General features: G+C 60.6%; 11 protein-coding genes. 6 read left to right on the top strand and 5 right to left on the bottom strand.

Annotation, left to right across the window (positions count from 1 at the left end):
- A partial coding sequence (locus NW845_RS10515) for a nitroreductase family protein (RefSeq protein ID WP_414378454.1) occupies nucleotides 1–444 on the bottom strand: 444 nt, incomplete at its 3' end.
- A 307-nt stretch (nucleotides 445–751) separates the two neighbouring features.
- On the opposite strand from NW845_RS10515, the gene dapA reads away from it, so the two are divergent.
- Together dapA and NW845_RS10525 are read left to right on the top strand one after the other, a co-directional pair.
- On the top strand, nucleotides 752–1672 hold the full coding sequence (gene dapA / locus NW845_RS10520) for a 4-hydroxy-tetrahydrodipicolinate synthase (protein ID WP_414378456.1): 921 nt from the start codon (nucleotides 752–754) through the stop codon (nucleotides 1670–1672).
- A 260-nt stretch (nucleotides 1673–1932) separates the two neighbouring features.
- Nucleotides 1933–3777 (top strand): ribonuclease J, encoded by a 1845-nt coding sequence (locus NW845_RS10525; RefSeq protein ID WP_414378458.1) that lies wholly within the window; start codon nucleotides 1933–1935, stop codon nucleotides 3775–3777.
- On the opposite strand, the gene NW845_RS10530 is transcribed toward NW845_RS10525, so the two are convergent.
- Nucleotides 3689–4774, bottom strand: coding sequence for an SGNH/GDSL hydrolase family protein (locus NW845_RS10530; RefSeq protein WP_414378460.1), 1086 nt, complete (start codon nucleotides 4772–4774; stop codon nucleotides 3689–3691). The two genes, NW845_RS10525 and NW845_RS10530, sit on opposite strands and share 89 nt — an antisense overlap.
- Before the next feature lie 129 nt (nucleotides 4775–4903).
- Here NW845_RS10530 and NW845_RS10535 point away from each other — a divergent pair, with 129 nt between their 5' ends.
- The 3 genes from NW845_RS10535 to purD all read left to right on the top strand — a co-directional run bounded on the left by NW845_RS10535 (nucleotide 4904) and on the right by purD (nucleotide 8891).
- The gene (locus NW845_RS10535; protein ID WP_414378461.1) at nucleotides 4904–6193 is read left to right on the top strand and encodes an HD domain-containing protein; all 1290 of its coding nucleotides are present in this window, start codon (nucleotides 4904–4906) and stop codon (nucleotides 6191–6193) included.
- A gap of 68 nt (nucleotides 6194–6261) precedes the next feature.
- The gene (locus NW845_RS10540; RefSeq protein WP_414378463.1) at nucleotides 6262–7452 is read left to right on the top strand and encodes a glycosyltransferase; all 1191 of its coding nucleotides are present in this window, start codon (nucleotides 6262–6264) and stop codon (nucleotides 7450–7452) included.
- 125 nt (nucleotides 7453–7577) lie between these two features.
- Complete coding sequence (gene purD / locus NW845_RS10545; protein ID WP_414378464.1) at nucleotides 7578–8891, top strand: phosphoribosylamine--glycine ligase; 1314 nt, start codon at nucleotides 7578–7580, stop codon at nucleotides 8889–8891.
- Between the two features lie 340 nt (nucleotides 8892–9231).
- On the opposite strand, the gene NW845_RS10550 is transcribed toward purD, so the two are convergent.
- The 3 genes from NW845_RS10550 to NW845_RS10560 form a co-directional block, all read right to left on the bottom strand.
- Complete coding sequence (locus NW845_RS10550; RefSeq protein ID WP_414378466.1) at nucleotides 9232–10374, bottom strand: CAP domain-containing protein; 1143 nt, start codon at nucleotides 10372–10374, stop codon at nucleotides 9232–9234.
- A gap of 15 nt (nucleotides 10375–10389) precedes the next feature.
- The gene (locus NW845_RS10555; RefSeq protein ID WP_414366047.1) at nucleotides 10390–10545 is read right to left on the bottom strand and encodes a hypothetical protein; all 156 of its coding nucleotides are present in this window, start codon (nucleotides 10543–10545) and stop codon (nucleotides 10390–10392) included.
- Nucleotides 10546–10775: 230 nt separating this feature from the next.
- The gene (locus NW845_RS10560; protein ID WP_414349238.1) at nucleotides 10776–11261 is read right to left on the bottom strand and encodes an ureidoglycolate lyase; all 486 of its coding nucleotides are present in this window, start codon (nucleotides 11259–11261) and stop codon (nucleotides 10776–10778) included.
- A gap of 199 nt (nucleotides 11262–11460) precedes the next feature.
- On the opposite strand from NW845_RS10560, the gene NW845_RS10565 reads away from it, so the two are divergent.
- On the top strand, nucleotides 11461–12237 hold the full coding sequence (locus tag NW845_RS10565; RefSeq protein ID WP_414371423.1) for a hypothetical protein: 777 nt from the start codon (nucleotides 11461–11463) through the stop codon (nucleotides 12235–12237).
- The last annotated feature ends 196 nt before the right edge of the window (nucleotides 12238–12433 follow it).

Below are 12433 nucleotides of genomic sequence, written 5' to 3' on the forward strand. Positions count from 1 at the left end.
GCCCTTTGCCTGGGCCGCAATCATCAAGGCCATGGCCGCCAGCGCCCCGGAGCGAATTGCCTCATCCCGCGCCAAGGCAGGGTTGTTGGCGTAGGTGGCTTGGGCCATGTTGACCCAGCTTTCCGCCCGTTCCGGAGGGAGGATCCCGGCGGCCACAGCCCTTTGGACAATCTCAGGCAGCTTCTCATAGCCTTTCAGATCCCCCAGGACAATAAACACCACCGCCGCATCCGCCACCTTCTGTTGGTTGTAGGCCAGGGCCTTAAGGCGCTCTTTGTCCTCGGGAGCCGTGACAGCAACAAAACGCCAGTGCTGGATGTTGAAGGAGGAAGGAGCTTCCGTGGCATAGGCCACCAGCTCGCGGATCTCCGCTTCCGATAGAAGCTGGCTGGGATCGAACTTGTCAGCGGAGATGCGCGCTTTTATGGCAGCTAGAGCGTCCATCGCAATCCTCGAAGCTGAAAGGTCAGGACCCGGAAGGCTGCTGATCCCAGGACTAAAGGCAGAGTTGGTGGGCTACCATACATTCTGGGTTCAAACGGTCCGCCCCTTCTAGGTTATTTCCTTTTTAGCTGCTCTGAGGCAACCGGTGCGCTGAGCCTTGGCAAGCAGCCCCGCCGGCCAAACGGGATCCCTGGCCCAAAGGCAGGTATGATAAGGGGATAACCAAGGCTCTGGCCCGCAACATTGGATTTTGCGGGGTCACAGACCGGCAATGGCGAGCGGCGTGGTTGATGGGGAGAGATAACCTGTGAATTTCGGTCGCGTGCTGACGGCAATGGTGACCCCCTTTACGCCTGAGGGGGAGCTTAACTACGAAGAAGCCGCTCGTTTGGCTGATTACTTGGTAACCCACGGCAGCGATGGCTTGGTGGTCTGCGGCACCACTGGCGAGTCTCCCACCCTAACCTGGCAAGAGGAGTACGAACTGTTCCGCGTGGTGCGAGATGCGGTGGCCGGTCGGGCTAAAGTTATCGCCGGCACGGGATCCAACTCCACCCGCGAGGCCATCGAAGCCACCAAAAAAGCTGCCCAATTGGGTTTGGATGGCTCTTTACAAGTGGTGCCCTACTACAACAAGCCCACCCAGGCTGGCCTCTATCAGCACTTTAAGGCGATTGCCCAAGCCAGCGACCTGCCTATCATGCTCTACAATATTCCCGGTCGGACGGGGGTGAGCCTGCAGCCGGAAACGGTGGCGAAACTAGCGGAGTTGGAAACGATTGTCGCCATCAAGGAAGCTAGTGGTACAATGGATGTAGTTTCGGAAATTCGGCGGCTTACTCCCCCACATTTCGGCATCTATTCAGGAGATGACTCTCTGACACTGCCGATCTTATCCTTGGGAGGCAGCGGTGTGGTCAGTGTAGCCAGCCACTTGGTTGGACCGCAACTGCAGGAGTTGATCCAAAGCTACAGCAGCGGACAACACGGCCAAGCTTTGACCTATCATTTGCGTCTGTTTCCACTGTTTAAGGCTTTGTTCATCGAGACCAACCCTGTTCCCATCAAAGCAGCGCTAGAGATGCAGGGTTGGCGAGTGGGGCAGGTGCGCCCTCCGCTGGTGCCTCTCCAGGGCAGTTCTCTACAGGTTTTACGGCAAGTGCTGCAAGAAGTAGGCCTCCTGGCTGAAGCGCAGGGATCCGAACGAAGGACGGCGAAGGCTTCATGATCCCATCTTTATGACATTTTCTTAGGTTTTGCCTTTACCATGACGAGAGTTTTTCAAGGGTTGGGGGGTCTTCTGTGGCGTTTGAGCTGTGACTAGGGCCGTTTTTCTTCTAAAGTTTTTGCTTTTTCCCCACCGGGAAAGAGATAAATTGCGACCGCGGAATCCGGCTTTTACCTATGACCTTGCGGGTAAGTTTGCTGGGATTTGTCTACACCAGTTTTTGTCTGTTTGACTGTCACTGTTGAGGATCTAAAGCTAATATGCCAACACCACGGACTTCCATTGCTTCCCGTCCTGCGGCCTCGGCAGCCAAGCCCACTGCCTCGCTGCAGATGATCCCGCTAGGAGGCGAGCGGGAGATCGGCAAAAACACCTGGGCCTTCCGCTACGAGGATGACATCATCCTGCTGGATGCCGGTTTGGCTTTCCCCGATGAGAGCATGCACGGCATCAACATCGTGCTGCCGGACATGACCTACATCAAGCAAAACCGCGATAAAGTGCGGGGGATGGTGGTTACCCACGGCCACGAAGATCACATCGGCGGGATCCCGTATCACCTACGAGAATTCGACATTCCGGTCATCTATGGCCCGCGTTTGGCGCTGGCGTTGCTGGAGGACAAGCTCCGCGATGTGGGGCTGTTGAACCGCACAGAATTGCGCCCGGTTGGGCCGCGGGATATCGTGCCCCTGAGCAAGTACTTCTTTGCTGAGTTTATCCGCAACACCCACTCTTTTCCCGATAGCTTCACGGTGGCTCTGCACACGCCGGTGGGTGTTGTCATCCAGACGGGCGACTTCAAGATTGACCACACGCCGGTGGATGGGGAGCGCTTCGACCTACAGCGACTGGCCGAACATGGGGAAAAGGGGGTGCTGTGTCTGATTAGCGACTCCACCAACGCCGAGGTGCCTGGGTTTACTCCTTCCGAAGCCTCGGTGGTGCCAGGCCTTACCAAGGCGATTGCGGGAGCCAAGGGACGGGTGATCATCACTACCTTCGCTTCTTCGGTACACCGCCTCAATTTGGTGTTGCAGATTGCCGAGCAGCAGGGCCGGGTGGTGTCTCTGTTGGGCCGCTCCATGCTGAACGTGGTGGCTCACGCGCGGCGCTTAGGCTACATCCGCTGCAAGGACGAGACGCTGCAGCCGATGCATGTCATCAACAGCTTGCCGGACGACCAGGTAATCATCCTCACCACGGGATCCCAAGGCGAACCGCTGGCTGCTCTGACCCGCATCGCCAACGGCGAGCACCCGCAGTTGCAGATCAAGCCAGGAGACACAGTGATCTGGTCGGCCAACCCCATTCCCGGCAACACGCTGGCAGTAACGCGGGTGATCGACAAGCTGATGGAGCTGGGAGCCGATGTCATCTACGGCAAAGACAAGGGGCTGCACGTCTCCGGCCACGGCTGCCAGGAAGACCAGAAGCTGATGATTGCCCTCACCCGTCCCAAGTTCTTTGTTCCCACTCATGGGGAATACCGCATGCTGGTCAAGCACGCCGAAACGGCAATGAGCATGGGGATCCCGCGGGAAAACATCGTGATCATCGGCAACGGCGATGTAGTGGAGGTGAACCAGGAGCGCATTGCTGTCGTCGGCAAGGTGCCCACGGGGGTACAGATGATTGCCGCTTCCCACGATGGGGTGGTCATGGACGAGATGCTGCAGGAGCGCCAGCAGATGGCCAAAGATGGCATGGTGACGGTAGTCATCAGCTTGGATGGCAGTGGCCAGTTGCTCTGCACGCCGCAGGTGCAAAGTTTGGGCCTGGCGGGTGAGGGCAATTCCTTTAAGGGATCCGACCTAAAACCCCTGCTGGAGGACACCCTCAAGCAAGCTTGGCCGCGCTTTGCCCGCTCGCTGGAGCGGGGCAGGCTGGAGATCGACTGGGCCGGCCTCAAGGCAGAGGTGGAGCGGGTGGTGCGCCGCTTTGTCCGCGAACAACTGCCCGGCAAGCCGACGGTACTGGTTTTTGTCCAGTCGCCTGAAGAGGAGTCTGTGCCGGTCACCTCTCTGCCAGTTGGCGAAGTGCGGCAGGAGCAGGTAACCTTGGGGCGGCGGCGGCGCTCCTCGGCGGCGGTGGCGGCTTCGTAAGAGGGGGTGGCTGGCTCTCACGGCTTCCCTGGGCTGGAGAAGGGAGTTCTGCTTTTGGGAAGCTGCTAGACGAGAGCTCTGCCAATGCCTCGGGAGCAAGGGATCCCACCTCACTAAAGGGTGGGCAGCGGCGCTGAGGCGGGACGGGCTGCTGCAGGATCCTCAAGAAGGCCTCGGCCAGGTCGGCATATCCCCGGTCGTTGGGGTGAAAGCCATCGGCCAGCGGGCCGGGGAAGAAAGACTCGCGGCGGTAGGAGCGGGGATCGCAGAGGAGATCCACCACGGGGATCCCTTCTTGGCTCAGGGGGTTGATGGCCCGTTGGCTGAGGCCGACGGAGACCCAAGCCAGCAGTTGCCGCAGGCCCCTGGGCTGCTGCTGCCCCAGGGGGATCAGGGCAAAGTTGGGCAGGTTGGCCACCGCCAGGCGAGCTTGGGGAGCACGGGCCCGCACCGCCTGCAGCAGGGTTTGGTAGTCGGCGGCAAATTGTTGGATCTGGCGCTCAACAAAGGGCAAGGGATCCTCCCCCTGCAGGGCCCGTTGGGCTGCCGCGAAGACAATGGCGTTGGTGTCGTTGCCGCCCACCCAGAGGGTAATCAGGGTGGCGTTGGGAGGGATGCGCGGCACTTGATCCTGGAGCAGGTTGGCCGGGATCCCTTCCCGCAGGGCTTGCATGGCTGGGCTGAGTACCGCTCCTGAGCGGCCCAAGTTAATTAGCTCCACCGGGCCGGGCAGCAGGCGGGCCAGGCGGGGGACATACCCCGTCCCATTGGGGCAGTCCAGCGGCTCTGAGCGCTGCGGGCGGGTGCCGGCAGCGTTGGCTGGATCATCGCAGGAGATGGAGGCGTTGAAGCCAACGGCATCACTGGCTCCCAGAGCCACATAGCGGGTGAGGGCGGGCGGGCTGGGTATGAGAACAGCGGGGGGAGATCCAGAGGTTTCGGAACAAGCGGTTAGCCCCCACCCCAGCATCCCGATTGCCACTGAGAGCAGCAGCAACCGAACGGGTCTGGGGGCTTGCCTTTTTTGCCAAGTAGGGGAGCCCATGGGGTAGCTTTGCTGCAGAGGTGGGGGAAGCTCCCAGCCAAGCTAGCCGAAGATTGGCCAATTGGCGAGTATGGTGGGAGTATGGCGCTGCGTTTTTGCAAGTCCCGCACCTACCACGATCCCCTGCACGGTGCCATTAGCCTGGATGGCGGGGATCCGGTCGAGGCGCTGCTGATTCGCCTCATCGACACGTCGGCCTTCCAGCGCCTGCGCCGCATCCGCCAGTTGGACACCGCTTTTTTTACCTTCCATGGCGCTGAGGGATCCCGCTTTACCCACTCGGTGGGAGTGCTGCAGGTTACGCGGCGCCTGTTTGACAGATTGGCCCGCCGCTACCCGGAGCTGCGCCCCTACCGCGCTGTAACGCTGGTTGCCGCCTTGCTGCACGACATTGGCCATGCCCCCTTTAGCCATGCCGGCGAGGAGATCTTCGGCTGCCGACACGAGGTCTGGACGGCCCGCATCGCGCGGGAGGATCCCCAGATAGCCACGCTGGTGGCGGAGTTTGACCCGCAGCTGCCGGCCCAACTGGAGCAGGTGTGGCAGAAACAATTTCCCCTGCCGCTGGTGGGGCAGCTTATTGCCAGCCAACTGGACTGCGACCGCTTTGACTACCTGATGCGCGACAGCCTGCTCACCGGCGCCCAATACGGCCACCTGGATCTGGATCGCATCCTCACGGTGTTGGACTACGACCCGGAGACGGGATCCCTCTCCATTCCCGCCCGCAAAGGCCTGGGAGCCATCGAGCACTATCTGGTGGTGCGCTATTTCATGTACACCCAGGTGTACCAGCACCCCAAGAGCCTGTGTGCCCGCTTTATGTTGGAGCGGCTCTTCAAGCGGGCCCAGGTGCTCCTGCACCAGGGAAAGATCGAGCTGGATCCCATCTTGAGTGCCTGGTGTTGGGCGGCGCTGGCGGTGCAAAAGGGGGATCCCTTCGAGCTGCCTTTGCCCCTCTATTTGGCTGCTGACGATGTGATGTTCAGCTACCCTTTTCGCTTTTGGGCCATGGCGGGGAAGGATCGCATCCTAGCGGATCTGGCGCGGCGCTATTTGGATCGGGATCTGTTCAAGGCCCGCAACCTCAGCCGCCTGCCAGAAGAGCGACGCCAAGAGCTGGTGGCAACGCTAAGCCAGAAGATGCAGCAAGATGGCTTGGATCCAGAAAGCTACTTGGGAATTCGCTCGGCCCACGTCCAGGGCTACAGCTTCTACGACCAAGGGATCCAACTCAAAACCGAGGACGGCTACGTGGAAATTGCCCAGCTCTCGCCACTGGTGCGATCCCTGGTGGAAACGCAAAGCCAGGTTTGGCTGATCTTCCCCCGCCCCTACAGCGATATCGTAGAGAGGGCTTTGTCTGCCTAGAGGATTGGCAGATCCCAGGGCTAGGGCATGGGCAAAATCCGTTCCTTATCTGAAAGAGGGAAGCAAGAGTGGGAATCCCGGAGATCCTGGCGATGGTGTTGGCGCTAACGGCCCTGGCGATTGCCTTGGTGGCGCTGCGGCTGGGGCGGGCGCTGTGGGCTTCCCCCTGGCTGCGGGATCCCTTGCCGGAGCAAGCGGCAGAGGTCGGAGCGGCCCTGGAGCGGCTGGCGGTGATCGTGCCTGCCTACAACGAGGCGGAAAACGTGGTGGGCTGCCTAAGCAGCATCCTGGACAGCACCGCCGCCCCGCTGCAGGTCTGGCTGGTGGACGACGGCTCCACCGATGCCACCTGGGAGCTGGCCCAGGCCCTGGCTGCCGAACGGCAAGATCCGCGGCTGCACCTGCTCCAAGGGGATCCCCGCCCCCAGGGTCAAACGTGGGTGGGCAAAAACTGGGCCTGTGCCCAGGCCGTTGCCGCCCTGGCCGCCCAGCCTGATCCCCCCGACTACCTGCTCTTTCTCGACTGCGACGTGCGGCTGGGATCCGCTGCCATCGAAGCAACCCTAGGACAGTTGCTGGCAAGCGGCAGCGGCTTGGTAAGCGTAGGGCCTCAGTTGGTGTGCGGCTGTCTGGCCGAGTGGCTGGTGCAGCCCATCATGATGGTCATCTTGGCGGCAGGCTACGACTTTGCCGCCGTCAACGATCCCAAGCGTCCCAAGGCCTTTGCCTTCGGGCCGTTCATGCTGTTTCGCCGCTCCGCCTACGAGCAAGTGGGCGGACACGCCGGCGTGGCCAATGTGGTTATCGAGGATGTGGCCTTGGCCCAGCGCATCAAAGCGGCTGGCCTGGGCTTGCAGATTTGCCTAGGGGGGTCGCGGGTGCGATGCCGCATGTACGCCAATGGAGCCGCACTCTGGGAAGGGTGGACGAAAAACTGGTTCCTGGGCCTGGAGCGCAACTGGGCCCTCGCCGTGTTGGCGATGGTCACTGTCTTGGGCATCTGCAGCCTGCCCTGGCTGGGGTTGATCCTGGCTGTGGCTACCGGATCCCTGCAGGTCTTGGCGGCCAGCCTGGCCGGGATCCTAGGCCAAGGGGTCATCCGCCTGCTTCTATGGCGTTGGGCCCACCTGCCGCTGCGTTACTGGTGGCTGACGGCAGTGGGAGGCTGGGTGACGGCGGCCATCATCTTGGCTTCTGCCATCCGCACCACCAGCGGGCGCAACTGGACTTGGCGGGGCCGTCCCCTGGCAGCAAGCTAAGCAGAATACAAGAAGCCCCTCCCGCTGACGCGAGCAGAAACACCGCGGGAACATGGTCTAATGGGGAATGTTCGGAGAGGATCCCAAGATAAACAAGCGGCGTTTACAAACAGTGGGATAGCGCAATGCAGGCTTTGGTCATCGGCTCCGGGGGACGAGAACACGCTTTGGCGTGGAAGCTGTTGCAGTCTCCCCAGATTACTCGGGTCTACTGTGCACCTGGCAACGGCGGCACGCAGCAGATGCCCCGCTGTCAGTCTGTGGCTTTGGCGGCCACCGACATCGAGGGACTGGTGCGATTTGCTACCGTGCAAGGGATCCGCCTGACGGTGGTGGGGCCGGAACTGCCCTTGGTCGCGGGAATTGTGGACGCCTTTCAGGCAGCGGGGCTCCCCATTTTCGGCCCCAGTCGCGCCGCCGCCCAACTGGAGGGAAGCAAGCTCTGGGCCAAGCAACTGATGCAGGAAGCAGGGATCCCTACGGCTCCGGCTGCTGGCTTTGCCGACTTGTCTGAGGCACTGGCCTACCTGGATTCAAGAACTCCGTCAGGCAAAGGCAGCTATCCGGTGGTAATTAAAAAAGATGGGCTGGCCGCCGGCAAGGGGGTAACCGTTGCCCACAGCCGGGAAGAAGCCGTGCAGGCCCTGGAGGCAGCCCTGGCCAAGCCGGGCGAGCGGGTGCTGATTGAGGAGTTCCTTGCCGGCCAAGAGGTGTCGGTGCTGGCCTTGACGGATGGCCAGATCTGCCTGCCGCTGCTGCCCGCCCAAGACTACAAGCGCCTTGGCGATGGCGATACCGGCCCCAATACCGGCGGCATGGGGGCCCACGCCCCAGCAGACCACCTGGTGACGCCACAGCTTTTGGCCCGCATCCAGGCCCAAGTGCTAGATCCCACCCTGCAGGCGCTGCAGCGGCGGGGCATCCGCTACCAGGGGGTGATCTACGCCGGCCTGATGATCACGCCCAACGGGGATCCCTATGTGTTGGAGTACAACTGCCGCTTCGGGGATCCCGAAGCCCAGGTGATCCTGCCCCTGTTGGAAAACCCTCTGGACGAGGTGCTGCTGGCCTGCATCGAGGGACGGCTGGCCGATCTTCAACTGAAGTGGAAACCTGGCTACGCCGCCTGCGTGGTCATGGCCGCCCCCGGCTACCCTGACAGCTACGAGCGAGGGATCCCCATTACTGGCCTGGAGGCTGCTGCTGCCACCGGGGCCCTCGTGTTCCATGCCGGCACCCGCCAGGTGGGCAAGCAGCTCCTCAGCGACGGCGGGCGCGTCCTCTGTCTTACCGGCCAAGGGGCAACGCTGGCGGAAGCGCTGCGCCAAGCCTATGCCGCCGTGGAGCAAGTCCAGTTCCCCAAAGCCCATTACCGCTCCGACATCGGCAGCCGCGCCCTTGGGCCTGCCGTCCGGCGAGGTGTAGTGCCCGCCTCCTAGTCCCCTTCTTTTTCGACTGCATCTTAAAGCCCCAGAGAGGTCGCTTCTCTGGGGCTGGTAAAGCAGCTTTAAAAAAAGCTTTGATGATTAGAGCCTAACTCCTCCAGTAAAGAGACGGCAACGATGGTATCAGAATCTCAACTTTCCTTAGATTTTCTCAACGGTGGAGCTGTTCCCAGTTGCAACTAACCTGCTCGGTGCTTGGATTCCTCTGGCGTCAGCGGGCCGGAGTTCTGGCGGCTAGGGAGAAGGGAGGCAGCCACGGCTGTTCCCAACTGAGGAGAAGAGGACTAATGTCTCGATCCCGGATGCATGCAGTTGAGCATCAGGGTGCGAAGTCCTACTCTAGGCTGAGGTTGAAGGGCTCCTTCTGCCAGAGCCAGCGGGGTGGGATCCCCAGTCCTGCGGTTACGGGTGCAGACCTTTGCGGCGCCTGAGGGTCGCAGTCGTAGAGGGTAGTGGTGTAGCGATAGGTGCGCGGCGGCCCGCCCTTGAGCCGGATGCCGCTAATCTCAAAGAGGTAGGGGCGATTGGGCTGGACGGATCCTACCGAGTAAGTGAGAGTCTCTAGGCCAAAGGCGGGATCCCCAATCCGGATATCCCAAACCGGCACTGCCTCGCCAGTGAGGGCATCGGTGATGCGAACTTGGGCCTGGCTGAGATCAGAGAGGCCGCCGCGGCTGGGCACCGAGAAAGACCAGCGGTAGGCAGACAAAGGTTGGCTGGAAAACCCTTCGAGGCGGTACAGGTAGCCGTCCCTCTCCGGGAAGGCAATGAACTCTGGATCTGGCACTGACTCGTCAAAACCGAAGATCCAATTGGCATTGGCCTGGGTCACCCGTCCGGCCCGCGGGTCGTAGACAATGCCGTAAGCTCCTTGGGCGTACTGGGGGTAGAGGTTCCAGCGGCGATGCCCCACATCCACGAAGTTTTCCCGGCCCGGCTCGGCAAAGTAGATGTCCACCTGGCGCGCCAGCACCCGCCCTGGGTCGGGGCCGTTCAGCTCCAGAATCGGGCCAATCGCCAAGTTGCTAAAGCGGGATCCCGCCGCCCCGGCAGGAGTGAAGCAACGCCAAGAGGGGGGTGGCTCGTGGCTGAGGGCGCCATTGGCCACCTGCAGCAGCGCCGCCTGCTGAGCGGCCTCCAGGAATTCAGGATTGAGCTCCACCGGGGGCAACTCGTGCAACAGTCGCAGAAAGTTCAGCCGATCTATCATCTTCTGGGCTGCTGCCGGGGTGAGGCGACCGGGATTGCAGGTGGCAGCCTGAGGCTGCTCGGCATAGATGGAGCCCGTGAAGGTGCGAGTCTGGCGATCCAACTGGCAGAGGAAGTTGGCAATCGGCAGCTCTCCTGCCCGCGGAGGTTCTGGAGCTGTGAGGGATCCCCTCCCACCACAGGCAGCCACCAAAAATAGTAGGCAGAGCAAACTAAGAACCCCCCCTGCCCAGACTGGCTTCCAACTGGGCAGCCGCTGCCAAGGCATGTAAGTCCTGTAGGCTTACCGACTGGCGGGGGTGGGAGTGGGCGTGAGGCTGGGGGGACTGACGGTGCTGCTGCTACCCTCGTCACAGGCAGACAGCAGCCCCAGGCAGAGGAACAGGGCCAGAGCCCCCAAGAGCTTGCAGGTCACTTGGGTGGGTTGAAGTGTAGCCATCGCAACAGATCTCCAAAACCCTGCCAGGTTTGACCCTGTTTTATCACGCAGGGGGGGAAGTGCCAGAGCAGAACCTGAGAATAAGTTGAACGATGTTTCTCCCCCTTGGCCTTGCCTACTAGAGATAGAGCCCAAAGCGATCCTCTCTCTCCACCCTTAGTGCTGGTAGGGATCCCCGTACCTTAATGCACCTTAGATGAATCTGCTTTTTTGCTGCTGAATTCGGCTGCTCAAGGGATGATCTGAAACTCCAGGTTGTAGGTCTGAAGCAGGTTGATTGTCTCGTGATCGGTGAGGTTGGTGTCGGCCAGCTCCAGGTTGTAGAAATCGATAAACTCCTCGTGGTCGAAGTAGGGGCCGGCATGCCAAGTGCCCATTTCCAGTTTGATAAAGCGGTCGCCGGGCACCCGAAAAGCTTGAATCTCATCCACTTGCAGCTCGTCGGCAGGCGGCGCGACGGCGATAAACCACTCCTTGCCGTGCAGGGATCCCAGACACTGGGTGCAACGGGTGTGGTGAGTTATTTGGGTGAACCGAAGGCCACGGCGGGGCAAGCGCATGAGGTAAAAGCGGGGTTGCCCCTGATTCAAAACCAACTGGGCATCTTGGCCATCGAAGGGTTTGTCGTCAGGAGTAGGATAGATCACCTGCCCGTAGAGGGCAAAGTTTTCCGGTTCAGCGAGATGGGCCTTCAGTTGGCGCAGTTGACTGCTCACCCTGCTTGTCTCCTCTTTCCCAAACCTGTACCCGTTGTTGCTCCGCAAGCCGATCCCCACCTGCTGCCGGCACAAGGTCGTGAAGACCCAAATAGCAGAGCAGCTCTTATTTTATCTAGTTATCTAGATTTGCCGGCAGTCTCCTTCCGCAGAACAGTCTCAGTAAAATGGGAGAAATTTGTAACACTCGGCAATGGTGATGCGGCGGGATTTACAGGAGCTGGTCATTTCCCCTTCTCTGGTGGAAAACCTTTCCGGGGTACCTATAGATTGGCTGTACCGACCTCGGCCTGTCCGTCGCTGGAAAGATTGGCTGCGCCAGTTCTCCGCCTTCTGGGATCTGCTGCGCCTGTTGTTGGTGCTGGATCTCTTCTGCCGTTTCTTGACCTTTTGGACGGGGGGATCCCTGCTGACCTTGCTGGGGCGGATCTGGATCCCTGGCCTGCACAGCAGTTGGGGCACTTGGCTGGTGGAATGGGGGATCCTGGCAGCCATTGCCGCTTTGGGCCAAGCCTATTGGATTTTCCGCAGCCGCCGCCTGCCGCTCTTGCTGAACTTGCTGGAAGAAGTAGATCGCTACCATCAGCTTATTCAAGCTATTCACATCAATGACGAATTGGTGGAGGCAGGTAACCCTGAGGTCAAGCTGCCCCAGCGGGATCAGATTATCGAGGCTCTGAAGCTGGCTCGCAGCGACCTAATCCGCGCCTTGAAAACTGAACGGATCTTGCGGCAGAACAAAGACTTTATTGAGCAGCAAAGTGAGTTCTTCGGTGACGAGTTGACGACTCTAACTGCGCTCCAGATAAGGGAACAGGCCAGCGAACAGTCGCGGCTTTTGGAGGCTGCTTTGCAAATTGCCTTGCAAGTGCGCTCCCAACTGAGCCAACTGCGAAACTGGGAAGCAAGCCTATCCCCAGACAAAACTCAGCCTCCCAGCGAGGCTCAAAACCCAGATTCCCCTCCTCTGGGTTAGGCCCTCCTAGCTGCGGCAGGCGCTGGCGACTGCTGCTGAAGCAGGGGTGGAAAACTGGAGCAGGGATCCCAAAGGTAGCAGAGCTCTAGCTTTTAACGTAAGGTGCGGAATTCCCCACGGTCTATACGGTGGGGATGGATAGCACCCTCTGACTGATTCTGGATGTATTGCTTCACAATTTCTAGGGAGCAAATCA

The organism is Synechococcus sp. H60.2, assembly GCF_047462315.1.
Classification (GTDB): domain Bacteria; phylum Cyanobacteriota; class Cyanobacteriia; order Thermostichales; family Thermostichaceae; genus Thermostichus.